Source organism: Candidatus Rokuibacteriota bacterium (assembly GCA_016188005.1).
Lineage (GTDB): Bacteria > Methylomirabilota > Methylomirabilia > Rokubacteriales > CSP1-6 > UBA12499.
In genome coordinates, this window is the sequence record JACPIQ010000124.1 from 1 (window position 1) to 23,995 (window position 23,995).

Sequence of the window (23,995 nt, forward strand, 5' to 3'; positions counted from 1 at the left end):
CCCGGGCTCCGCGCGTGCCGCCGCGAGTCCGGCCGCGGCGCCGAACACCTGCGTCTCGCTCAGCGCGTTCCCGGCCAGGCGGTTCACGCCGTGCACGTTGCCGGTGACCTCGCCCGCCGCGAACAGGCCAGACACCGAGGTGCGGCACTCGGGGTCGATCTCCACCCCGCCGAGGCAGTAGTGGACGCCCGGGTAGACCTCGAGCGGCGTCGTGCGGGGGTCGATCCCGAGCCGGAGCTGGCGCTTGAACTCCCCCGGCATCCACTGCTGGAGGAGCCGCCCGAGCTCCTCCGGGCTCCGGGGCGAGCAGCGGAGGTCGGTCCAGACGCCGCCGTGCGGCGTCCCGCGCCCTTCGGCGACCTCGGCGGCGATGGCGCGAGAGAGCCGGTCACGGACGGGGAACCCACCCAAGAATTCGTCGCCGCGTCCGTTCAGGAGACGGCCGCCGGCGAGCGCCTCCGAGAGCACGAACTCGTAGTAGAAGGCCATGCCCCGGAGCGCGCGGGGATGGCAGACCACGCTGGGATAGAAGAGAACCATCTCCAGGTCGGTGAGCCGCGCCCCCGCCTCCCACGCCGCCACCGTCCCCTCGCCGGTCGCATCGGAGGAGGCGTCGGTGAACGACCAGATTGCCTCGTACCCTCCCGTGGCCAGCACGACCGCCCGCGCGCGCACCCCGCTGACGCGGCCGGTGAGGAGGTCGACCAGGACTGCACCCGTCACGCGCTGCCCATCGGTTACGAGTTCCACAAGCATCGCGTCTTCCAGCACGTCGACGCCGCGCCGGCCGAGCTGTCGATCGAGCGCCGAGACCAGTCCCCACCCGCCGCCCCGCACGTACGCGTTCCGCGGGCGAGAGAAGCCCGGCATGCTGAACAAGCGCAGCGACGCGTCGGGCATTCGCTGGAAGAGCACCCCGTAGCGCTCGAGGTCTCTGAGGCGGGCGGGGGCCTCCTCGACCAGGCGCCGGGCCAGCGCGGGGGAACCGAGGCCGCCGGCCTCGCGAAGGGTGTCTCTCAAGTGGAGCTCGATCGTGTCGGTCGGGTCGAGGACTGCCTGCACGCCCCCGCCCGCCATCGGCGTGTTGCCCGACTTGCCGATGGGCCCCTTGCTCACCAGCAGGGTCCGGGCTCCCGCCGATTGGCTCTCGATGGCGGCCCGCACCGCAGCCGCCCCTCCCCCCACCACCAGCACGTCGGTCTCGATGACGGCGCGCCGCACCTCGGGCCGGGCCCGGCCACCCGGCCGCCTCCGGGTGCGGGTCCCCTCGCCGAGCGCGCTGCCAAGGTACACGCGGCGTACGCGCTCGTCGGTCTGCGCCTGGGCGGGCGTCCCGTCCAGGATCAGCCGGCCCGAGTCCAGGACGACGACGCGCTCGGAGACGTCCATCACGAGCGCCATGACATGCTCGACGAGGAGGATCGTGAGGTCCAGCTCGCTCCGGAGACGGCGGAGAAGGGTCTTGAGCTCCTGGATCTTCGGCCGGCTCAGCCCGGCCGCCGGCTCGTCGAGGAGCAGGAGGCGCGGCCGGGCCGCGAGCGCGCGCACCACTTCCAGGAGCCGTTGGTCACCGAACGAGAGGTCCGCCGCCGGTGTGTCACGCACCGGGTCAAGCCCGACCAGTGCGAGCAACGCCCGCGCCTCCTCCACCGCGCTGGCCTCAGCCCTCACCGCCGACGGCAGCCGGAGCCCCGAGCCGAACAACCCGTGTCGCACCCGGAGATGGCTGCCCACCAGCACGTTGTCGAGCACGCTCAGGCGGCGGAAGATCTCGAGGTTCTGGAACGTGCGCCGGACCCCCAGCGCCGCGATCTGGTTGGGCCGGAGGCCGAGAAGCGAGCGACCGTCAAGCCGGATGTCGCCCCGGGTCGGTCGGACGATCCCGGTCACGGCGTTGAGGAGCGTGGTCTTGCCGGACCCGTTGGGGCCGATCAACCCGCAGATCTCGCGGGGCCCCACCGAGAAGCTCACCTCGCCCAGCGCGTCGAGGCCGCCGAAGCGAACCGTCAGGCGATCGACCTCGAGGAGGGGGGGCACGCCTCAGCCTCCCGCCCGGGCACCCGCGAGCGGTCCGCGACACCAGAGGGCGGCCGCGCGAGCGAGTCCCCACACGCCCCGCGGCATGAAGAGCACCGAGCCGCCCAGGATGAGACCGAACGCCATGAACTGGAGGTCCTTCGTGGTCCGCAAGAACTCGGGCAAGAGCGTGATGATGACGGCGCCGACAATGGCGCCGCCGAAGGTGCCGCGGCCGCCCACCACGATCATCATCACGAACATCAGCGAGGTGATGATCGTGAACGACGCCGGGTCGATGAACCCGATGAGCGGACCGAAGAGGGCTCCGGCGACGCCCGCATAGAAGGTCGAGAGCCCGAAGGCGACCAGTTTCCAGGTGACCACGCTCACCCCCGAGCACGCCACCCCGATCTCGGAGTCGCCGAGCGCCAGGAGCGCCCGTCCGGGGCGGGTGCGCAGGAGGTTCTGCATGAACCAGGCGAGGACGGCGACGACGACGAGGATCAGGTAGAAGTACCCGAGCTCCGGTCGGATTCCGGGGGGGAGCGCGGGCCGTGAGACGGGCAGCCCCGAAGCGCCGCCGGTCAGGGACTCCCAGTGGAGGAAGACCAGGCGGGCGACCTCGCCGAAGGCGAGCGTCATCAGCGCCAGGTAGTGGCCGCTGACGCGCAGGGCCGGGAGCCCGACGACGACGCCCACCGCCGCGGCGATTATCCCCGCGACGGGGAGCGACAGCCAGAAGGGCACGCTCTTGGCCGAGAGGAGTGCGCCGGTATAGGCGCCGATCCCATAGAAGGCGGCGTGGCCCAGGCTGATCTGACCCGCCACGCCCATGAGGACGTCCATGCCCAGCGAGACGATCACCGCGACGCCGGCGAGGCTCATGAGGTAGAGCGCGTAGACGCCGACGACGGGGGCAGAGCCGGCGGCGCCGACGAGCGCCAGGACCCACCAGAGACCGCCGAGCCGCCCGGACATCAGACGCGCCGGACGGCCTGGCGCTCGAAGAAGCCCGTGGGCTTCACCAGGAGGATCGCGCCCAGCACCAGGTAGGCGATCCCGTCCTTGAACGCCATCGAGAGGTAGCCGCCGGCGAGGTTCTCGAGAATACCCAGCAAGAGCCCCCCCACGATCGCGCCAGGCAGGCTCGTGAACCCCCCGATGATGGCCGCAGCGAAGGCTTTCACCGCGACGATCCCCATGGAGGGCTCAGCGTGAATCAGAGGGGCCAGGAGCACGCCGCCCAGCGCCCCCAGCACGCTGCCGAGCGTCCACGACAGCGCGAACATCCGCCCCACGTCGATGCCCATGAGGCTCGCCGCGTCGCGGTTCTGGGCCGTCGCCCGCATGGCCTTGCCCACCCAGGTGTAGCGGAAGAAGGCGAAGAGCGCGGCCATGACGACGGCCGAGAAGGCGATGATCATCAGGCTGAGCGGCGTGATCCGGATCCCGCCGAAGATGACCGGCTCCTTGCCGAACGAGGTGGGCAGCGGATAGGGGTTCGGCCCGAAGATCAGCATGGCCAGGCTGTTCAGCACGATGCCGATGGACAGCGTGAGGATGATGGTGTTGACCAGCGACGACTTGAAGCGGACCAGCATCGTCGACACCGTGCCCCCGACGGCGAGGCCGAGGATCGTGCCCACCGCCACGGCGGCGGCCAGCGCCACCCCGAACGGCAGACCGAGCAGGCTATAGGCGACGATGCCGCTGTAGGCGCCCGCCATCATCAGGTCGCCCTGGGCGAAGTTCACCACGTCGGTGGCCTTGTAGATGATCACGTAGCCCAGCGCGATCAAGGCGTAGATGGACCCAGACACCACCCCGCTCGCCACTTGCTGGAGAAACAGCTCCATGGCCACCGAACCGACCTACGGCTTCATGTTGACGATCTCGTCCAGGACCTTGCGCCCCCCCACGACCACGTTCATCAGCTGGCGCTTCTTGCCGGTGATCTGGAAGAACGTGGCCTCGCTCATACCGTCGTGGTTGGTGGGGGTGAAGCTGATGGACATCATGAGTCCGTCGTGCGAGAACCCGCGGGTCTTCTCCAGCGCGGCGACCAGCCCCTCGCGCGTGAGGTCGGGCCCCGCCGCCTCGATCGCCTTCACGAACAGCCGCGTGGCCACGTACCCGATGATGTCGGGCAGGCCAGGACGCCCGGGATCGATCACGTTCGGGTAGGCTGCCTTCCACTTCTTGGTGAAGGCCACCATCCGCGGGTCGTCGGACTCCTCGATGACGGGGATGTAGGTCAGGAACATGGCCCCCTCGGCGTACTCGCCCGCCAGGCTCACCGTCACGCGCTGGCCGGAGGCCACCGAGCCCACCGTCTTGGCGCTCAGGCCGAGCTCCTTCGCCTGCCGGAGGTAGATGGCCCCGGGGCGGAGGTACGTGTAGAGGATCACCACGTCCGGCTTTGCTTCCCTCAGCTTCAGCACCTGGGCCGAGAGATCGGTGGCGTCGCGGTCGTGCTCGACCACCGCCACCGGCGTCACCTTGTGCTGGGCCTGCAAGCGCTCGATGACGTACTGCGCGCCGACCTTGCCGTAGTCGTCGGACTGGTTGAGGATCCCCACCCGCGCGGGCTTGAGGTGCTGCATCACGAAGTCGGCCAGGAGCCAGCCCTGGAGCTGGTCGTTGAAGGACGCGGCGCGGAAGATCGTCTTGTGGAACGGCCGGGTCACCTTCGGGGAGGACGGGATCTGGACGAACACGGGGACGTTGGACTCCTTGAGGATCGGGAGCGTGGCAACGAAGGGATTGGATCCGCCCTGGTTGATCAGGGCGAAGACCTTGTCGTTGTGGAGGAGCTTGCGGGCGGCAGCGATGGAGCCCGCCGGCGTGCTCCGGTCATCCTCGACGATGACCTTGACGGTGCGCCCGTGAACGCCACCCGCCGCGTTGACCTCGTTGATCACCATCATGGCGCCGTCCCGGGCGCCGGTCCCGTAGAAGGAGCCCGCGCCCGTGTAGAAGCCGAACATCCCGACGGTGATCGTGTCCCTGGTCACCCCGGTGCGGTCCCCCGCCCCGAGCGCCAGACCGGGCACCATTAGCAGCGTCAGCGCGACCGACACGACGAAACTCCGCGTGGCTCTCATTTCGATCCCTCCTCGGCGCTGTGCGTTGCGCGAGCGGCCGCTACGAATCGAGGCCCATGTAGACGGGGACGCTCCCCCGCATCTCGAAGGCGTCCTGCGGGCAGAGGGCCAGGCAGAGCCCGCAGCCATCGCACTTCTCCTTGTCGACGATCGCGATGCGATCGGATCCGAAGGTGATCGCGTCGTAGTAGCACCAGTGCGAACAGTAGCCGCAGCCGTCGCACAGGTCGCGGATCACATCCATGTAGATCTCGCCCTTCGGGGTGCGCTCCAGCGTGTCGAAGGTCCTGAGTTGGGGCAGCGAGATCCCTCGGAGATCGTTCACCGAGGCGTAGCCGTTCTGGACGAGATAGCGGTCCAGGCCACCGACGAGATCGCGGATGATGCCGTAGCCCTTCTTCGAGTACATGATCGCCGTGCAGACCTGGACGGTCGTCGAGCCGACCATGAGTACTTTCACCACATCCTCCCAAGTCCAGATCCCGCCGCTGAACGCGATGGGCAGACCCACCTCCTGGGCCACGCGGACCACGAACTTCTGGACAATGGGGCGCATCCACGGACCACCGCAGCCCGAGAAGCCGCCGGCGAGCAGCGGCCGTCCTGTCTTGAGATCGACCTCCAGCGCCGACGTCCGGTCGCCCACCGTCACCCCTGCCGCCCCGCCCTTCTTCGCCGCATGGGCGCCGCCGAGGATCGAATGGATCCCGAACTCCGAGCCGACCTTGACGAAGATGGGGATGCGGACGCTCTGCACGGCCGTCCCGATCATGTCCACCCACTGGTCGAATGCGAGAGACAGACCGCCCGAGCTCGAGATCGACGATCCGGAGAGGTTCGGGCACGCGAACATCCAGGCCTCGAGCATGTCGCAACCGGCATCCTCGTGAGCGCGCGCGAGGTTCCGCCAGTTCTCGAGCGAGATGGCGCCCATGCTTCCGATCAGCCGGGCATCGTTCTCCTCAGCGTACTTCTTCGCCTGCTTGAGCTCGTTCATCCACTCCTCCGGCCGGTACTCGCAGGCGAACTCGCTGGAGTAGTGGGTGAAGGAGTGAGGGTAGGCCTTCCTGTTCAGAATCGTGAACCGCGGCCGCACGTAGGTGCGCATCGGCTGGCCGCCCATCTCGTCGGGAATCACGGTCTTCGCCACCGCCGCCGCCGCCCCGCTCTCGAACGACCGCCGGAAGAACTCGGCGTTCTTCGTGGGAGTCGCCGAGGCGACGACAAGGGGGTTCTTGAGCTTCACTCCGCAGACGTCTATCTCCAACCGGCTCATCTCGCTGGCTCCTTTCTCACACGCTCCTCAGCAAGTGCTCCCTGCAGAGGGCGATGTGCCGCTGCATCGCCCTCTCGGCCTCATCGGGCTTCCCGTCGCGGATGGCGTCGATGATCTCCTGATACTGTCCATACGCCTCCTGGGCGACGGTCTGGTTAGCGACGAAGATCGCGAAGATGCGGGTCATGTGGCCGTGCAGCGTCTCGAGGATGCCGGCGAGCGTCGCATTGTTGGAAGCCCTGCCAATCCACTCGTGGATCTTCAGCCCCACAGCGATGAGGTCCTGGTACCGCCCGCTCTTGCGCGCCAGCCCCAGCTCTTCCTCGAAGGCGTCCAGCGCCTGCTTGTCCGGGTTCTGGCACGCCAGCCGCGCGGCGAAGCCTTCTAGCATCTCGCGGACTTGGAAGACCTCGTGGAGCTCCTTGAGCGACACGCCGGTGGCGAACACGCCCCGCCGGGGGTGTATGTTCGCGAACCCCTCCTGAGCCAACCGGATGAGGGCTTCCCTGATGGGGGTCCGGCTCGCACGGTAACGCCGGGCGAGGAGCCTGACGGGGATCGGGTCGCCTGGCTTCAGGGCCCCGGAGAGGATGTCGCGCCGAAGCGCCCGGTAGACGCGCTCGGTGAGGCTCGGGGTCACCGGCTGTGCTGACATGGCTCACGGTGCTGACATATCTCTGGCATACCAGCTCTGCTCAGGTTGCACTCTCGTCGCTCAGCCGCGCCGACGTCAATGAGGCGTCTGTCTCAGTCTCGTAGTTCGTCCGGCCTCGGCGAGGGTCGCCGATCGTGCATGCGCCGGTTGGGGCGGGCGTGATCGGCGGGAAGCGACGCGGGCCGAGGAGGGACCCTTTGGCATGAGTCGGCAGGCCTTGTGACCGAGGAGGCCTCCCTCATCCCCGTCGAGGCCGTGCGGACCTGCAGAGAAGTCAGCGAGGTGGAGCGGGCCTGCGCCAACCTCAAGGGTGGGCTAGATTGGCTCGCCGCTGTCCCTTTCGCGGACGGCTTGCTTGAAGCCCACCTGCTCGCAGCGGGTCTTGAAGGCGAAGCCCTCGGGGGTGTGGCGGGTGATGCCGTCGAACAGGGTGGCGATCATCTGCGTGGCGGCGAGCCCCATGTTCTCGTAGGCCTGGTTGACCATGAGCTTCTGCATCATGAGCTGGTTCCGCGGCACCCCGGCCATCCGGGCGGCCAGCCGCTCCACGGCGAGGTCGAGCTCCAGCGCCGGCACAGCCTCGGAGACGAGCCCGATGCGCGCCGCCTCGCTGCCCGTGATCAGGTCCCCCGTGAGGAGCAGGCGCTTCGCGCGCTCGGCGCCGACCCGATACACCCACATGGCTGTGGTGGGACAGCCCCACACCCGCGCCGGCGGATAGCCGATCCGCGCCTCATCGGCCATGACGACCAGATCCGCGCAGAGGGCGATGTCGCTGCCCCCCGCGACGGCGTAGCCATGCACCTTGCAGATCACTGGCTTGAAGCTCCGCCAGAGGCTCATGAAGCAGGCGGTGTTCTCGCTCATCCCCTGGTAGTCGAGCATCGGGTCCCACGGAAGGTCCTGGCTGTACTCCTGGGGCCGGGGCCGCTCGGCGTAGCGCTCGAGGTCGTAGCCGGCGCAGAAGGCCCGCCCGGTGCCCGACAGCAGGATCACGTGGACGGCGTCGTCTCGGCCGGCCTCCTCCACAGCCTGGCGCAGCGCCCGCGGCATCTCGCCGTCGATGGCGTTGAGCTTCTCGGGCCGGTTCAGCGTGATGCGGGCAATGCGTCCGTCTCGGGCGTAGAGCACCGGGGCAGCGGGCATGGCGACCTCCCTGGTTCCGGCATGGGTTGGCGCGGCGGCCTCAGAAGCGGATGCGGCGCATCGCGGCGTGAGGCAGCAAGCGGATGACGAGCATGATCCACCGCCACACCGGCGGGGCATAGACCACGCGCCGGCCAGCATCGAGCGCCTTCAGCACCGTCCGGGCCACGGGCTCCGGCTCCCCGGCGAAGGGCGGCACCGGCAGCCCTTCCGTGAGGCCGGTCCGGACGAAGCCCGGCTTCACGCAGAGCACGCTCACGCCGCGCTCGGCATAGGCATGGCCCAGTCCCTCGAGGAAGGCCGACAGCCCGGCCTTGGAGGCGCCGTAGAGGTAGTTGCTGCGTCGCGGGCGGTCGCCGGCCACGCTGCTGAAGACGCAGAGCCGCCCGCCGCCGCGGGCCGCCAGCCGCTCGGCGGCCAGCTGGCAGAGCACCACGGTCCCCGTGAAGTTCACGTGGAGCAGCTGCTCGAGCCGAGCCATGTCCCGCTGGAGCGCCTCGGACGGATCCAGCAGGCCCCCCGTCACCACCAGCGTGTCGATGCCGCCGAGGGCCTCGTCCGCCGCGGCCAGGGCCGCCTCGAAGCCGGCCGGACGAGCCAGATCCAGAGGTGCCGTCTGCACGGGCCCCGCCGCCCCGCGGGCCTCGAGGTCCCGCGCCGAGGCGGCCAGCTCGGCCGCGTCGCGGCCGAGGAGGCACAGGGCCTCCCCACGCTCGGCCATGAGCCGGCTGAGCGCCCGGCCCATCCCGCGGGTCGCGCCGACGAAGGCGACTCTCATGGGGCTCCCTCACGCTCGCCCGTTCCCATGTCGGCTCGCCTCGCCTCCGGCTGCGGCTCGCCCGGCTCGCTCACGCTCGCCCCCCTCCCATATCCGCTCGCCTCGCCTCCGGCTGCGGCTCGCCAGACAATGTCGTCATTCCGGGTCTCCCAGGAGGCGGACGGACTGGGCCGAGCGGAAGCGCCGCTCGGGGTCCCAGCGGTCGCGCACGGCTTGCCACTCCTTGAGGCGCGGCATCATCTTCTCGAAATCCGCCGCCCGCGTCACGGCGTCCTTGGCCAGGTAGATCCGGCCGCCGGCCTCGATCACCGCGGCGTTCAGGTCGTGGACGAGCGCCTCCGTGGCGGGGCCGCGATACGGCAAATCGAGGGCGAGGGTCATGCCCTCCAGGGGGAAGGAGAGATAGGCCTCGCCCGCCGGGCCGCAGTCCTTGATCACGGCGAGGAAGGAGGCCGCACCCGCGGCCGCGAGGCGCTCGAGCAGGCGGCTGAGCGCGCCGGGCCCCGCGGCCCGGGGCACCACGCACTGATACTGGAGGAAGCCGCGCCGCCCGTACATCCGGTTCCAGTCGCCCACCGCATCCAGCGGGTAGAAGAACGACTCGTGGGGTACCAGCCGCTGGCGCGGGCGGCCGCCGTGGGTCCAGTGGTACATGCGGTTGAAGCCGCGCATCAGCAGCGGGCTCAGGAGCCACTCCGGGGCGTCGGCCGGCACGCGCCAGGGGCGGCGCGGCGCGGGCGCGCGGGTGCCGGCCTCGGCGCAGGTGGCGTGGCGGCCGCGCATGAGCACGCCGCGCCCGAGCGCCCGGCCCCGCGCCAGGCAGTCGATCCAGCCCACCGTGTAGGGCCACTGCCTGGCCGAGGCCGCGAGTCCCGCCACCATGGCCGCCAGATCGGGGACGCCCTCGGTCTCGACCGCCATCCACGGGCTCTCGACGGGGCGCAGCCGGAGCGTGGCCTCCACGATGAGCCCCGTGAGCCCCATGCCGCCCACCGTGGCGAGGAAGAGCTCGCGCTCGAGGTCGGGCCCGCAGTCCACGAGCCGCCCGTCCGCCACCAGAACTGTCAGGCGCTCGACGAAGCGGCCGAAGGAGCCGTCCCGGTGGTGGTTCTTGCCGTGCACGTCGCAGGCCACGCAACCGCCCACGGTCACGTGCCGCGTCCCCGGCGTCACCGGCGGGAACCAGCCCCGCGGGAGGAAGAGGCGCAGCATCTCGCCGACGCTGAGCCCCGCCTCGCAGCGAAGCCGCCCGGTGTGCGGATCCCACCCCAGGATGCGGTCGGCCCGCGTCGTCTCCAGCACCAGCGCCGCCTCGCTGGAGGGTACTGCCGCGTCGCCATAGGCGCGGCCGAGCCCCCGGGCCAGGAGGCACCGCTCCGCGGGGGGCGGCGCGCCCAGGCGCTCCGGCCGTGCCACGCGGCCGCGGCGCCCCAGCCGGCGGCCCCAGCCGGCGACGGGCTCGAGGCGCGGGCTCAGCCTGTCCACGGGGCGTAGATCAGCACCAGGAGCGCGAGCATCCAGAGCGCCGTGTTCACGAGCAGCGCGCGGTCGTTGAGCAGGAGGTCGGAAGGGTTGCCGCCGAGCTGTCGGCGGTAGAGCAGGTAGAGGTAGCGGAAGATGCCGTAGAGCACGAAGGGCAGGGTGAGCGGCAGGAGGCGGGTGTGAAACTTGGCCACCGTCTCGGGGGACATCGTGTAGAGCGCGTAGGCCGTGACGGTGGAGGCGGTGACCACGGCGATCATCTGGTCGAGGAAACCCTCGCTGTACTCCGCCAGGATCGGCCGGTGGGCCGCGGCCTCGCCGTGCAGTGTGAGGTACTCGTGGCGCCGCTTGCCCAGGGCCAGGAAGAGCGCGATGAGGACGGTGCAGATCAGGAGCCACCCGGAGATCTCCACCTCCACGGCGACGGCGCCGGCCACGGCTCGGAGCACGAAGCCCACCGCCACCGTGAGCACGTCCAGGATCACCAGGTGCTTGAGCCACAGCGAGTAGGCGGTGAGCAGCGCGCCGTAGCCCGCCGCCACGAGGCCGAAGCGCCAGGAGAGCGCGAAGGCCCCGGCCAGGCTCGCCCCGAGGAGCCCCGCGCCGAACACCAGGGCGCCCCCGCGCGGCAGCGCCCCCACCGCCACCGGACGGTGGCGCTTGACGGGGTGCAAGCGGTCCTTCTCGGCGTCCGCCACGTCGTTGAGGAGGTACATGGCGCCCGAGAGCGCGCAGAAGAGCACGAAGGCCGCCAGCGCAGGCCAGATGAGCGGCGTGAAGAGCTGCTGGGAGAAGATCACCCCGGCGAAGACGAAGAGGTTCTTCACCCACTGCTTCGGCCTGAGCGAGGCCACCGTCGCCGCGATCACGCGCACGCCACGCCCCCATCAGGGGAGCCCGAGAGCGGTGGGGCCGGGGCGACGTGTCGGATTGCAAGACCTGACCCCCTGGGCTTGGTCGCCGCCGCCGCGACGATCCCCCACACCGAGAGCCCCAGGTGGCGGCACATGACGGCCAGCTCGTTGTCGCCGCGGGCCAGCTGCTCCACCCGCCGACGGTCGGCGTCCACGCCGATCACGGCGAAGCCGGCCCGGGCGAATGCCACCGCCAGAGGCAGGCCCACGTAACCGAGCCCCACGACTGCGACGGTCGCCGACCGCGACTGGAGTCGCCCCTTCAGCGCGCGGGCAAGCGCGTTCATCTGGGCGGCGCTCAGGAGAGGCGCGAGAGCACCGTCCGGACGGCGGCCGCCACGGTCCGCACCTCCTCGTCGGCGAGCTCCGGAAAGCAGGGCAGTGACAGGACCTCGCGCGCGGCCCGGGCGGCCACGGGGAAGGCGGCCTCGCCGCCCGCCTCCCGGAACAGCGGCTGGGCGGGGAGGATGGTCGGGTAGTGGACCGCCGTCCCGACCCCGAGATCCTCGAGCCCTTTCACGAGGGCGTCCCGCTGCGTCGAGCGCACCGTGAACTGGTGGTAGATGTGCTGCGCCGGCGGCCGCTCCACCGGCAGGGTAAGCGGCAGCCCGTCGAGCAGGGCGCGGTAGCGGGCAGCCAGGCGACGGCGCGCCTCGTTCCACTGGGGCAACCGCGGGAGCTTGACGCGGAGGAAGGCGGCCTGCAGCTCGTCGAGCCGGCTCGAGTGCCCCAGCTCCGGGTGCTCGTACTTGCGGAGCGCGCCGTGGTCGCGGAGCCTGCGCACCCGCTGGGCCACGTCCTCTCGGTTGGTGAGCACCATGCCGCCGTCGCCACAGGCGCCCAGGTTCTTCGTCGGGTAGAAGGAGAGGCACGCGGCGTCCCCCCAGGCGCCCACGCCGCGGCCGGCGTAGGTCGCTCCCACGGCCTGGGCGGCATCGGCGATCACGGCGAGCCCCCGGGCGCGGGCCAGGGCGATGAGGGCATCCATGGCGGCGACCTGGCCGTAGAGGTGGACCGGCACCACGGCGCGCGTGCGGGGGGTGATGGCCCGCTCCACCAGCGCCGGGTCCAGGTTGAGGGTGACGGGATCCACGTCCACGAACACGGGCCTGGCCCCGCACAGCGCGATGGTGCTCCCCGAGGCCACGAAGGAGAAGGCGGAGGTGATCACCTCGTCGCCCGGCTGGACGCCCAGCGCCTTGAGGGCGAACAGGAGCGCGTCCGTGCCCGAGTTGACGCCGACCCCGTGGCCGGCCTGGCAGAGGGCGGCCAGCTCGGCCTCGAGCGCCCGTCCCTCGGGACCCAGGATGAACCAGCCCGAGGTGAGGACGCGGGAGGCCGCGTCGAGGAGCTCGGCCCGCATCGCCTCGTGCTGGCGCTTGAGGTCGATCTGCGGGATCACCGGAGGCTCGTGCCGGCGCGCGCGCCGACCTGGCCCAGCCCCAGGAGGTTCACGGAGAAGCGCAGCTCATCCTCGTTCTGGTGGCGCGCCACGTACTCGAGCGCGATAGCCCAGCACTGCCAGCTGAGGTCGAGGCCGAAGCGGTGCTCCACGGCGACGCCCTGGTTTACGTCCCAGCTGGTGGCGGCGCGCGCGGCCAGGTGGCGCGTGAGCCGGCCCGCGACGCCGCCGTCCACCGTGTGGTAGCCGGTGATCTCGTCGAAGCGCGTCCCCACCTCGGCGCTGACGTCCCGGTAGCTGCCCGTGGCGCCGACTCCGGCCGTCCGCATGCCGAGACCGTACACGTTCCAGGCCGCCTCACCCCGCAGGCCGAAGTGCTCGCTGGGCTTGAGCAGCACGTCGGCCCGGAGGTCCTTGAAGGGCTCCGCGGCGCCGGGCAGGAGGTTGTAGGTCTGGCTCACGACGAGCCGCGCCATCTCCCAGCGCACGGCCTCCTGGTTGGGGCCGGCGACGGTCTTGCCGTTCACGCGGTTGGTGAGCGAGTAGGTGACCTGGCTCACCTTGCCGACCCGGTCGATGTCCGTATCGTACAGGGGCAGGGCCTTCTGGTCCTCGCCGCGGATCTCGAGCCACGTTGCGCGGGGCTCGACGAGGTGCTGGACGGCGGCGAGCCCGCCGGCGCCGCCGAGGGCGTAGACGCGCGAGGCGCGGGTCTCGGCCTCCACGCCGCCCTCGACCTGCCGCCTCACCCGGTCCTCGCGCACGGCCTCCTCCACCGGGAACCCGCCGACCCGCGCGTTCCGCTGGCCGATGACGCGCTGGTCGTAATAGGTCGCGCGGCCCCCGGCGAAAGGCGTCAGGGTCAGGAGCCCCGCCACGGGGACGGGCAGGAAGAGGCGCGGGTGGAGATCGAGCCGCGGGCCCTCGGGACCCACGACGCGGACGAACTCGGTGAACGAGGACTCCACCTCGTAGAGGAGGCCGGGCACGCCAGGGACGGGTTGCCGGTGCCCCCGCAGCCGGACCTCCGGCACCCGCTGCAGCTCCACGGGCCGCGTGGTCGTGAGGTCCTGGTACCACAGGACGGCCCCCACGAGGCTCCACGCCTCCCAGCGCTGCGAGAGCGAGACGGTGGTCTCGGTGCGCTGGCTCGTGCGCTCGTGGAGCCGGTCCCCGTACTCCCGGAGGACGAAGTCGTCGGAGACGACGTTCGCGTCGACCTTGAGCGCCATCCGCGGCGCGATCTGCCAGTCGTGCCTCAGGGAGAAGGACTCCCGGTCCTCCCCGTTGCGGGTGTCCTTGCGGCCCTGGGTGTCTCTCAGTGCCTCGTGGATGTAGAAGGCGCGCGCGACTCCGCGCGCCTGCTCCGAGAGGAGGTAGCGGTACTCGCCCTCCAGGCCGACGCCGCGCTTGGCATAGGCGTCGAGCGTCAGGGTGGCGTCCTGGCTGTCGCCGATGGCCCAGAAATAGGGGATCTTGGCGAAGACCCCCTTGGTGCTCGAGATGCCGAGTCGCGGGAACAGGAAGCCCGACTGCCGCTCGCGGCGGATGGCGGCGGCGAAGTAGGGGATCCACGGGATCAGCGGCACCTTGCCGACCCAGAACGAGGCGTCGCGCCCGGAGATGAAGTCGTTGAGGTCGGCGGTGGCCGAGCCGACCCTCACCGACCAGGCGGGCTCGTCGCCCTCGCACGTGGTGAAGACCCCCTGCCGGACCTCGTAGACGCCCTCGCCGACACGATCCAGGCGCTCGCCGGAGAGCGAGTAGTAGGGTGCCGAGAAGGCCGAGCCGTGGTAGACGACGCCGGTTCCCGTCCGCAGGTTGTAGTCGATGCGCTCGCCCACGAGCCGGTCCTCGCCATCGTAGAAGACGACCTTGCCCTGGGCGACTGCCTCGCCCGTGTCGCGGTCAAGCTCCACGCGATCGGCCAGGAGCCGGGTGGCGCCGCGCGTGATCTCCACGTTGCCGACGGCGATCAGGAGGTTCGTCGTCCCACCCACCTGCTGAATGCTGTCGGCCAGGATGCTGATCTCGCCGCCATCCCCGGCGAGGGTCAACGGGGACTGCTGGGCCAGGAGCGGCCCGGGAGCGGTCAAGAGCAGGGCAGCGGCCAGCGTGAGGAGGGTGCTGGCGAGCGGCAGACGCAGGCGCATAGGCTGCATGGGGTCGTCTCGGAGAGGCCCAAACCGGGCCGGGCCCCTATGCTATCAGCCACGCTCAAGACCGCAAAGAATATCGGGAGTTTCGGGGCGCTGGGCCAGGACCTCGCCGATGAGGAAGAGCGAGCCTGCGACACAAACTGTGGGGGTCCGGGGAGCGGACAGGGCCAGGGCTAGGGCTTCGGCCGCCGAGGCCGCCGTCTGGATCGTCGAGCCCGGGGGGCGATTGAGGCCGGCCGCCACCCGGGCCAGCGCCTCCGGGGAGGCCGCCCGAGGGTGAGCGGACGCGGTGACGATGAGCCGCGAGGCGAGGCCTGCCAGCGGCTCGAGGATTCCCACCTGGTCTTTGTCCGCCGAGATCCCGATGACGAGGGTGAGGGGCTGCGCGGGGAAGTGGGCGCGCAGCGAGGCGGCCAGCGCCCGCGCGCCGCCGGGATTGTGGGCGCCGTCGAGCACCAGCGTGGGGTCGCGGCCAAGGACCTGGAAGCGCCCGGGCCAACGGACGGCGGCGAGCCCCGCGCGGATGGCCCGCTCCCCCGCCCCGAGGGCACGGGCGGCAGCCGCGGCGACCAGCGCATTGCCCGGCTGAAAGACACCCAGGAGGGCGCAGCGCACGTCGTCGAGGCGCCAGCCTGGACCGCTCAGGTCGAGGCGCTGTCCCTCGAGGGTGGCCGGTGCCGCCGCCGAGACCCGAAGCTCCCGGCCCTCGAAGGCGAGCGGGACGGCCATGGCCGCGGCGCGCCGGACCAGAACCTGCTCGACCTCCGGCTCCTGACGGGCCGACAACGCGATCCCGCTCCTGATGATGTGGGCCTTCTCGGCGGCGATCTCGGCGAGGGTGTGGCCGAGCTGCGCCTGGTGGTCGTGGTCGATCCGCGCGATGATCTCGACCTCGGGCGACCCCACCGTGGTCGCGTCCAGCCGGCCGCCGAGGCCCACCTCCAGCACCGCGATCTCCACCGCCCGGCGCGCGAAGTGGTCCAGCGCCAGCGCCGTGGCGGCCTCGAACATGGTCGCATCCAGCCGCGCGACGAGGGTGCCGAGCGCCTCCACCCCGTCGGCCACGTCCGCCTCGGCGAGGGGCCGTCCGTCCACGCGGATGCGCTCGCGGAACGAGCAGAGGTGTGGCGAGGTGTAGAGTCCCGTGCGGTGTCCCGCCGCAGTGAGGATCGCCGCGAGCATGGCGGCGATCGAGCCCTTGCCGTTGGTGCCCCCGACCTGCACGATCCGGAACTGGCGCTCCGGCTGGCCGAGGGCGTCGAGCAGCGCGCGGATGCGCGCCAGCCCGGGCCGCATGCCCGCGACCTCCCCACCCCTGAGGCCGAGGAGGCGCGCCACGGCCTCCCCGTACGTCATGGAGCAGGTTGCTGCGGCGGTCCCCCGAAGAAGGCGAGGATGCGCCGGAGCGTCTCCCTCAGCTCGCGCCGCTCGACGACGAGGTCGAGCTGCCCGTGCTGCAGGAGGAACTCGGAGCGCTGGAAGCCCTCCGGGAGGGGCTGGCGGATGGTCTCGGCGATCACGCGTGGGCCGGCGAAGCCGATCAGGGCCCGCGGCTCGGCCATGACGATGTCGCCGAGCATGGCGAAGGAGGCCGTCACCCCGCCGGTGGTGGGATCGGTGAGGAGCGAGATGTACGGCACGCGCTCCTCGCCGAGCCGATGGAGCGCGGCGGCAGTCTTCGCCATCTGCATGAGGGAGAGGATCCCCTCCTGCATCCGGGCCCCCCCGGAGGCGGACACGATCAGGAGCGGGATGCGCTTCTGGAGGGCCAGCTCGATGGCCCGTGTCAGCTTCTCGCCGACCACGGACGCCATGCTGCCTCCCATGAAGCCGAACTCGAAGACGGCGAGGACTACCGGGTGCCCCCCGATGCGCGCGGTGCCGGCGAGCACCGCCTCCTCGAGCCCCGTGGCCTTCTTCGCCGCCTTGATCCGCTCCGTGTACTTCTTGGTATCCTTGAACTCCAGCGGGTCCCGCGAGGCAAGCCCCGCATCGCGCTCCTCGAAGGAGCCCTGATCCACGAGCGAGCCGATGCGCTCCCGGGCCGAGATCCGCAACGGATACCCGCAGCGCGGGCAGACGCGGCCGGCCCGCTCCACCTCGGCGCGGTAGACGATCTCCTTGCACGAGTCGCACTTGAGCCACAGGCCCTCGGCGATCTGGACCTTCTTGGCCCGCTCCTCCCCTTCCTTCTTCTTCCAGAACCACGCCATCGCTATGGGGTCAGGTCTTGCATTACGACATCATCGGCAATGGGGGCGGTCATGTCTTGCGAGATGGGTCAGGGTACGGGTGACCGTGTACCGCCTGGAGCGGAGCCGCGGTGCAGCTGGGGCGACGTGTCGGATTGCAAGACCTGACCCCATCCTTGCATCCTTGAGGGCGGCGATGAAACGGCCGACCTCGGGGACGAGCACGGGGGAGCCCGCATGCTCCTCGACCACGCGCACGATGGCCGAGCCCACGATGACTCCGTCGGCGAGCCGGCCGACGGCGGCGGCCTGCTCCGGCGTGCCGATGCCGAACCCGACGCACACGGGCTTGGTGGTGATGCCGCGAAGCCGTCGCAGGCGCTGGAGGAGGTCGGGCGGCAGCTCCGTCCGCGCGCCGGTGACTCCCGTGAGGGAGATCATGTAGATGAAACCGCTGCTGGCGCGCGCGATCTTCCGCATGCGCGCAGTCGGCGAGGTGGGCGCCACCAGGTGGATCAGATCAAGCCCAGCCGGGCGGGCCTCGGCCTGGAGGGGGCCGGCCTCCTCGGGCGGCAGGTCGGCCACGATCACGCCGTCCACGCCGACCTCCACGGCCGTCTGGCAGAAAGGCTTGAGCCCGAAGGCGAGAAGGGGGTTGTAGTAGGTGAGGAAGACGAGCGGCACCGAGACCTCGGCCCGGAGTTCCCGCACCAGCTCGAGCACCCGCGGCAGCGTCACCCCGGCTCGGAGCGCCCGCTGCGTCGCGCGCTGGATCACCGGTCCGTCGGCCAGCGGGTCCGAGAAGGGAATGCCCAGCTCGATGACGTCGGCTCCCTGGCGCGCGGCCTCGGCCACGAGCTCGGCCGTGAGCGCCAGCGATGGGTCGCCCGCGGTGAAGTACGGGATCAGGGCGGGCTCGCCGCGCGAACGGAGCCTCTCGAAGGTGGCCTGCAGTCTGCTCATCTATCTCGCTTGAACGTGGATGACATCGCGCTGCGGTTGGGCCTCTTCGCGCCTGCGGCGCTCATCGGGATGCCGGGTCCGTCCCGTCGCTGCGCGTGCTGCCGAGCGCGGTGGAGACGGTGTGGACGTCCTTGTCCCCGCGTCCCGACAGCCCGACCACGATCGTCTCGCGCTTCTTCATCTCCCGGGCGGCGCGCATGGCGTAGGCCACGGCGTGCGCCGACTCCAGCGCGGGCATGAGCCCTTCCAGCCTTGCCAGGGTCCGGAAGGCGTCGAGGGCTTCCTCGTCGGTGACGGAAGCGTACCGGAAGCGGCCGAGGTCCCGGTAATAGGCGTGCTCGGGTCCCACCCCGGGGTAGTCGAGCCCCGCCGAGATCGAGTGGGCCTCGGCCACCTGCCCGTCGTCGTTCTGGAGGACGTAGCTCATGCTTCCGTGGAGCACCCCCACGGCGCCGGCGCCGAGGGAAGCCCCGTGCTTGCCACTCGCCAGGCCGTGGCCGCCCGCCTCCACGCCAACGATCCGGACGTCGCGATCGGTGATGAACGGCCAGAACAGCCCGATGGCGTTGGAGCCGCCGCCCACGCAGGCGACCACCAGGTCCGGGAGCCGCCCCGTGAGCCGGCGCGCCTGGGCGCGCGCCTCCTCGCCGATCACCCTGTGGAAATCGCGCACCATCATCGGGTACGGGTGCGGGCCCATGGCCGAGCCGAGGAGATAGTAGGTGGTCCGGACATTGGTCACCCAGTCCCGGAGCGCCTCGTTCACGGCATCCTTGAGCGTGCGGGAGCCCGACTCCACGGGGATCACCGTCGCCCCGAGCAGCCGCATGCGGAAGACGTTGAGCGCCTGGCGCTCCACGTCCACGCTGCCCATGTAGACCTCGCAGGGGAGCCCGAAGAGCGCGGCCGCTGTGGCCGAGGCCACGCCATGCTGACCGGCGCCGGTTTCGGCGATGATCCGCTTCTTCCGCATCCGGGTGGCCAGGAGCGCCTGCCCCAGCACGTTGTTGATCTTGTGGGCGCCGGTGTGGCAGAGGTCCTCGCGCTTGAGAAAGATGCGCGCCCCCCCGCAGCTCCGTGTCAGCCGCTCGGCGAAGTAGAGCGGCGTGGGGCGGCCCGCGTAGTGGGTGAGCAGGTCCCGGAGCCGGCGCAGGAAGCTGGCATCGGCGCGGGCGGCCCCGTATGCCCGCTCGAGATCCATGAGCGGCGCCATGAGCGTCTCCGGCACGAAGCGCCCGCCGAAGCGGCCGAAGTGGCCGGTGGCGTCCGGAAGCGCGGAGGGGTTCACGCGGCGGACCTGGCGGCGGCGATGAAGCGGCGCACCTTGTCGGGGTCCTTCAGGCCCGGCCGCGCCTCGACGCCGGAGTTCACGTCCACGGCATACGGGGCAGCGACGCGCACGGCCTCGCCGACATTGTCGGCCGTGAGCCCGCCCGAGAGGATGATGCGCCAGCCGGCCTCGCGCGACTGCCGCGCCAGCGCCCACGAGATCGGGGCGCGCGCCGCCCCCTCGCTCCAGCGCGCCGGCGAGTCCAGGAGGAAGGCCGAGACGCGGTAGCGCGCCATCCGCCCGAGGGCCTCCGGGCCCTCCACCTTGATGGTCTTGATGGTCGGCAGCCGGTAGCCGCCGAGGTCCTCGGGGGCCTCGTCGCCATGGAACTGCAGCGCCCGGAGCCCGCACTCCTCGGCCACCGCCTTGACCTGGCCGGGGGCGTGGTCCCAGAAGACGCCCACCGGCGTGACGAAGGGCGGGAGCCCGGCGATGACGGCGGCGGCCTGCGCCGGGGTGACCTGGCGCGGCGTCCCTTCCACGAAGATGAAGCCGAGGGCGTCGGCCCCGGCCTCCCAGCAGAGCCGGGCGTCCTCAGCGGTCGTGATCCCGCAGATCTTGACCCGGACCATGGCGCTCACGAGCCCCGGAGCGTCAGCTCGCGAACCTTCGTCGGGATGTCCCCGGCCGTCACGAGCGCCTCGCCCACGAGCACCGCCTGCGCCCCGGCGGCCACCACGCGCTGGACGTCCTCGCCGGTGACGATCCCGCTCTCGCTGACGGCGATACAACCCGGAGGCACCATTGCCAGGAGCGCGAGCGAGGGCGCGAGGCTCGTCTCCAGCGTCTGCAGATCCCGGTTGTTGACGCCGACGACCCGCGCGCCCACGGCCAGCGCCTCCTCGACCTCCGTTGCCGTGTGGGCCTCCACGAGCGTGCCGAGCCCGACGCCCTTGGCCGCCTGGAACAGCTCCCGGAGAGCGCCGCCTCCCAGGGCGGCCACGATCAGGAGTACGGCGTCGGCGCCGGCCGCTCGCGACTCCCAGAGCTGGTACTCGTCCACGATGAACTCCTTGCGGAGCACGGGCAACGCGACCGCGCCGCGGACCGCGGCGAGATCGCCGAGCGTTCCGTGAAAGTACTTCTCGTCGGTGAGGACCGAGAGCGCTGCGGCCCCAGCCGCGGCATAGGCCCGCGCCTGGGCGGCGGGATCGAGGGCGGCGCGGAGCAGTCCCCGGGACGGGGAGGCCCGCTTCACCTCCGCGATGAGCCTGACCCGCTCGCCCGCTGCCGGGCGGAGCGCCCCCTCGAAGTCCGCGGCGGCGGGGAGCGCGCGGCTGGCCGCCTCCAGCGCGCTCAGGGGGCGGGCGGCGCGGCGCCCGGCCACTTCGGCGCGCTTGTGGGAGAGGATCTCATCCAGGATGCCCATGCGGCGGGCCCCGCTCTCAGTAGTCCCCGCGCAGGCCCCGCTCCCGGGAGGCATTGAGGTCGATGCGGGCCATCTGCTCCAGCACGTACTCGCGGATGGTCCGGGGCGCCGGCAGGTCGCGCACGAGGCGGCCGGCAGTGATGAGGGGCTTGAGCAGGGCCTCGGCTTGGCCGCCGTCGGCGGCCACCGGCGCAGGCTTGTGGGCGGGGAGGACGACGTTGTCGACGGCGCCGGGCAGGCGCCACACCTGCTTGGCGCCCGAGCGCTTGCCGCGCTTGGCCATGGGCCGGCCCTCGATCTCCATGATGTCGAGCGCGAACGAGAGCACGGGGGCGTTGGCGATGGCGGTGCCGACCCCGTAGCCGTCCACCAGCGGGTTGAGCCTGAGGATCTCGTACTCGTCGATCCCGCCAGAGGCGAGGATCCTGACGTGCTCGAAGCCGCGGAAGTCCAGCTCCCAGCGCACCTCCTCGAGGATCCGGTAGAAGTCCCCGCGCCGCGAGGACGGGGTGTCGAGCCTCACGGCGTAGAGGTCCCGGCCCAGGGCCTCGGCGACGCGGATGGCCTCGAACTTCTCGTCCTGCAGCGTGTCGATGAGGGCGACGCGGCGCACCTTGGGGTCCACCACCTCGTGGAAGGCCCGGAGCGCCTCCACGGTGTCGCCGAACATCAGCACGAGGGCATGCGGGATGGTCCCCATGGGATCGGCGTCGATCAGCTCGGCGGCCCGGGTGACGGCGACGCCGTCGCAGCCGCCGACGAAGGCGTTGCGCTCGATCATGGGAGCCAGCGCCGGGTGCATGCGCCGGGCGCCGAAGGAGATCACCTGGCGCTCCCCGGCGGCGCGCTTGCAGCGGGCGGCCTTGGTCGCGATGCCCGAGGCCTGGCAGAGGAAGCCCAGCAGCGCCGTCTCATACTCGGCCCAGCCGGTGTAGGTCCCCTCGACGACGAGGACCGGCTCGTAGGGGGTGAAGATGGTCCCCTCGTCCATGGCCCACACGTTCACGGGGAGGCCCTCGAGCAGCGTGGCCGCCTCCTCGATCCCGGCGAGGATGCCAAAGGCCCAGTCGGCCTGGGGGAAGCTCTTCAGCCGGACCTCGGCCTTGACCCGCTTGTTGAGGTCCTTGGACTTCAGGATCTGCACCGTCCTCGCGAAGTAGACGTCCGAGATATGCCCGGTCTTGATGTCGGCTTCGGAGGCGACGTGAAAGGCCCGATTGGGGTGGTTTGGCATATGTGCCCGAAGCCCGCTTGGCGGCAAGCCGTTCAGGTGCGCGGATTCTCCCAGAATCCCCCCGGGAAGTCAATCGAGCGGCGGGTCATCCCGGCCGCAAGTCCCCGTCACAGCGCCAGAATCCGCCGGGCCACGGGCCTCGCCGGCCGGATGCGGAGCAACTCCACAGGTTAGAGGTCGAGGCCCTTGAGGTACCCCCGGAAGGCATCCGCCAGGTCCGGCCTCGACAGGGCGAACTCCACCGTCGCCTTGAGGAAGCCGAGCCTCTCGCCGATGTCGTAGCGCTTGCCCTCGAACTCGACGGCGTAGATGGGGCGCCGGGCCCGGAGCGTCCGCAGGCCGTTGGTGAGCTGGATCTCGCCCCGGCTGTCAGCGGGGGTCTCGGCCAGGATGGCGAACAGGTCCGGGGTGAGGACGTACCGGCCGATGATGGCGAGGTCGGAGGGGGCCTCCGCCGGGGCGGGCTTCTCGACCAGGTCCTGCACTTCGAAGACGTTGCCGCCGAGAGCCCGGGGGGCGATGACTCCGTAGCGGCCGATCTCCTCGCGGGGCACTCGCATGACGGCCAGCACGGGGCCGTCGTGCACCTCGTAGACGTCCAGGAGCTGGCGCATGCAGGGCACCGCGGCCACGATGATGTCGTCCCCCAGAAAGACGCCGAAGGGCTCCTGGCCCACCAGCGGCTGCGCGCACAGGATGGCGTGGCCGAGTCCCAGCGGCTCCTTCTGGCGAACGTAGGAGACGGTCGCCAGCTCCGAGATGCTCCGGATCTGCGCCAGCTCGTCCAGCTTGCCACGGTCCTGAAGGTAGTACTCGAGCTCGAAGGCGGCGTCGAAGTGATCCTCGATGGCGCGCTTGTTCCGGCCGGTGATGAGGATGATGTCCGCGAGCCCGGAGGCCACCGCCTCCTCGACCACGTACTGGATGGTGGGCTTGTCCACGAGCGGCAGCATCTCCTTGGGCTGCGCCTTGGTGACCGGCAGGAAGCGGGTGCCGAGCCCCGCAGCCGGGAACACCGCCTTGCGAACCTTGATCGGGCTCGTCGCCATGAGTCTCTCCCGGAAAGGATCGTCGCCGGCCGCGTCAGGCGCCGGGCTTGTCCGCTCGAAGGTACACGACTCGCTGGGCGGACGGCACCGGGATGCCTTCGAGGTCGAAGGTCTCCTTGATGCGGCGCCGCAGCTCCATCTCGGCGTCCGCGCGCTTGTCCGCCCGCACCTTGACCATCAGCCGCAGGCCCAGCTCCCCGTCACCGAAGCGGACGATGCCCTGTGCCTGCGGCGCCTCGAGCGCGAGCCCGGTCTCCTCCCCCCACTGCCGGGCCGTGCGCTCGAGTACGTCCAGCGCGCGCCTCACGTCGACGTCGTAGGCCACGCTGACGTCCAGCACCGCGCGCGCCCACCCCCGGTTGTAGTTGGCGAACTGGGTGAGCTCGCCATTGGGGATCACGCGCTCGGCGCCGTTGAGCATGCGGAGCTTGGTGACGCGCAGCCCGATGGACTCCACCGTCCCCACATGCGGGCCCACCTCGATGACGTCCCCCACGCCGATGAGCCCTTCGAAGAGGATGAAGAAACCCGTGATCACGTCCTTGATGAGACTCTGTGCCCCGAGCCCCACCGCCAGCCCGAGCACGCCGGCCGAGACCAGGAGCGCGCGGACGTCCACGCCGATCTCCCGGAGCGTGATCATGAGGGCCACGAAGGTCAGCACGTAGCGGATCACGCTCTTCATGAGCGGTCCCAGGGTCCGCGCGCGCTGCACCTTGGCGGGATAGTCGGAGGCGCCCTCGAACGGCCTGAGCAGCCGGTCGACGAGCCGGGAGCCTGCCCGGTACCCCGCGAGCGCCAGCCCGATGGTGGCGAGGACGACGAGGATCCGGGAGACGACCACCACGAGAGGCCACTCGATGCTCGCGAGGCGGCCGAGGAGGGCCGCCAGGGCCTCGGCGAAGGTGTCCATGGGCGTCGTG

At 71.1% G+C, this 23,995-nt stretch carries 22 protein-coding genes; all 22 read right to left on the reverse strand.

The genetic code is table 11. From position 1 onward, the window contains the following. Positions 1–2,037: FAD-binding protein (locus tag HYV93_24415; GenBank protein ID MBI2529117.1), on the reverse strand; the 2,037-nt coding region annotated here is incomplete at its 3' end. Between the two features lie 3 nt (positions 2,038–2,040). Continuing rightward, entirely contained in the window at positions 2,041–2,997 is a 957-nt protein-coding gene (locus HYV93_24420; protein ID MBI2529118.1) for a branched-chain amino acid ABC transporter permease, read from the reverse strand. Further along, positions 2,997–3,881: a branched-chain amino acid ABC transporter permease gene (locus tag HYV93_24425; GenBank protein MBI2529119.1), complete on the reverse strand. Its 885-nt coding sequence runs from the start codon at positions 3,879–3,881 to the stop codon at positions 2,997–2,999. The genes HYV93_24420 and HYV93_24425 overlap by 1 nt, the downstream gene beginning before the upstream one ends. Positions 3,882–3,890: 9 nt before the next feature. After that, the gene (locus HYV93_24430) at positions 3,891–5,123 is read right to left on the reverse strand and encodes an ABC transporter substrate-binding protein (protein ID MBI2529120.1); all 1,233 of its coding nucleotides are present in this window, start codon (positions 5,121–5,123) and stop codon (positions 3,891–3,893) included. A 40-nt stretch (positions 5,124–5,163) separates the two neighbouring features. Beyond that, complete coding sequence (locus HYV93_24435) at positions 5,164–6,399, reverse strand: 4Fe-4S binding protein (protein ID MBI2529121.1); 1,236 nt, start codon at positions 6,397–6,399, stop codon at positions 5,164–5,166. Positions 6,400–6,415: 16 nt separating this feature from the next. Beyond that, positions 6,416–7,054, reverse strand: coding sequence for a GntR family transcriptional regulator (locus tag HYV93_24440; GenBank protein ID MBI2529122.1), 639 nt, complete (start codon positions 7,052–7,054; stop codon positions 6,416–6,418). A gap of 315 nt (positions 7,055–7,369) precedes the next feature. After that, on the reverse strand, positions 7,370–8,200 hold the full coding sequence (locus tag HYV93_24445; protein MBI2529123.1) for a crotonase/enoyl-CoA hydratase family protein: 831 nt from the start codon (positions 8,198–8,200) through the stop codon (positions 7,370–7,372). 40 nt (positions 8,201–8,240) lie between these two features. Beyond that, on the reverse strand, positions 8,241–8,978 hold the full coding sequence (locus tag HYV93_24450; protein ID MBI2529124.1) for an SDR family NAD(P)-dependent oxidoreductase: 738 nt from the start codon (positions 8,976–8,978) through the stop codon (positions 8,241–8,243). A gap of 135 nt (positions 8,979–9,113) precedes the next feature. Then, complete coding sequence (locus tag HYV93_24455; protein MBI2529125.1) at positions 9,114–10,463, reverse strand: FAD-binding oxidoreductase; 1,350 nt, start codon at positions 10,461–10,463, stop codon at positions 9,114–9,116. Continuing rightward, positions 10,451–11,335, reverse strand: a complete 885-nt coding sequence (locus HYV93_24460; protein ID MBI2529126.1) for a decaprenyl-phosphate phosphoribosyltransferase — start codon at positions 11,333–11,335, stop codon at positions 10,451–10,453. Before HYV93_24460 ends, HYV93_24455 begins: the two co-directional genes overlap by 13 nt. Beyond that, positions 11,326–11,661 (reverse strand): hypothetical protein, encoded by a 336-nt coding sequence (locus HYV93_24465; GenBank protein MBI2529127.1) that lies wholly within the window; start codon positions 11,659–11,661, stop codon positions 11,326–11,328. Before HYV93_24465 ends, HYV93_24460 begins: the two co-directional genes overlap by 10 nt. An 11-nt stretch (positions 11,662–11,672) precedes the next feature. Continuing rightward, positions 11,673–12,737: a DegT/DnrJ/EryC1/StrS family aminotransferase gene (locus HYV93_24470; protein ID MBI2529128.1), complete on the reverse strand. Its 1,065-nt coding sequence runs from the start codon at positions 12,735–12,737 to the stop codon at positions 11,673–11,675. Between the two features lie 35 nt (positions 12,738–12,772). Continuing rightward, a complete protein-coding gene (locus HYV93_24475) occupies positions 12,773–14,938 on the reverse strand; it encodes an LPS-assembly protein LptD (GenBank protein ID MBI2529129.1) in 2,166 nt (721 codons plus the stop codon). Positions 14,939–14,983: 45 nt separating this feature from the next. Next, on the reverse strand, positions 14,984–16,291 hold the full coding sequence (locus HYV93_24480; GenBank protein MBI2529130.1) for a bifunctional folylpolyglutamate synthase/dihydrofolate synthase: 1,308 nt from the start codon (positions 16,289–16,291) through the stop codon (positions 14,984–14,986). Beyond that, the gene (locus HYV93_24485; GenBank protein ID MBI2529131.1) at positions 16,288–17,148 is read right to left on the reverse strand and encodes an acetyl-CoA carboxylase carboxyltransferase subunit beta; all 861 of its coding nucleotides are present in this window, start codon (positions 17,146–17,148) and stop codon (positions 16,288–16,290) included. Before HYV93_24485 ends, HYV93_24480 begins: the two co-directional genes overlap by 4 nt. A gap of 30 nt (positions 17,149–17,178) precedes the next feature. Then, a complete protein-coding gene (locus HYV93_24490; GenBank protein MBI2529132.1) occupies positions 17,179–18,090 on the reverse strand; it encodes a tryptophan synthase subunit alpha in 912 nt (303 codons plus the stop codon). A gap of 61 nt (positions 18,091–18,151) precedes the next feature. After that, the gene (gene trpB, locus HYV93_24495) at positions 18,152–19,303 is read right to left on the reverse strand and encodes a tryptophan synthase subunit beta (protein ID MBI2529133.1); all 1,152 of its coding nucleotides are present in this window, start codon (positions 19,301–19,303) and stop codon (positions 18,152–18,154) included. 71 nt (positions 19,304–19,374) lie between these two features. Beyond that, on the reverse strand, positions 19,375–19,992 hold the full coding sequence (locus HYV93_24500) for a phosphoribosylanthranilate isomerase (GenBank protein ID MBI2529134.1): 618 nt from the start codon (positions 19,990–19,992) through the stop codon (positions 19,375–19,377). A gap of 5 nt (positions 19,993–19,997) precedes the next feature. Then, a complete protein-coding gene (gene trpC / locus HYV93_24505; GenBank protein ID MBI2529135.1) occupies positions 19,998–20,789 on the reverse strand; it encodes an indole-3-glycerol phosphate synthase TrpC in 792 nt (263 codons plus the stop codon). Positions 20,790–20,805: 16 nt separating this feature from the next. Beyond that, positions 20,806–22,023, reverse strand: a complete 1,218-nt coding sequence (locus HYV93_24510) for a nicotinate phosphoribosyltransferase (GenBank protein ID MBI2529136.1) — start codon at positions 22,021–22,023, stop codon at positions 20,806–20,808. Positions 22,024–22,193: 170 nt separating this feature from the next. After that, positions 22,194–23,072, reverse strand: a complete 879-nt coding sequence (gene galU, locus HYV93_24515) for a UTP--glucose-1-phosphate uridylyltransferase GalU (protein MBI2529137.1) — start codon at positions 23,070–23,072, stop codon at positions 22,194–22,196. Positions 23,073–23,106: 34 nt separating this feature from the next. Beyond that, the gene (locus HYV93_24520; GenBank protein MBI2529138.1) at positions 23,107–23,985 is read right to left on the reverse strand and encodes a mechanosensitive ion channel family protein; all 879 of its coding nucleotides are present in this window, start codon (positions 23,983–23,985) and stop codon (positions 23,107–23,109) included. Positions 23,986–23,995: the final 10 nt, after the last annotated feature.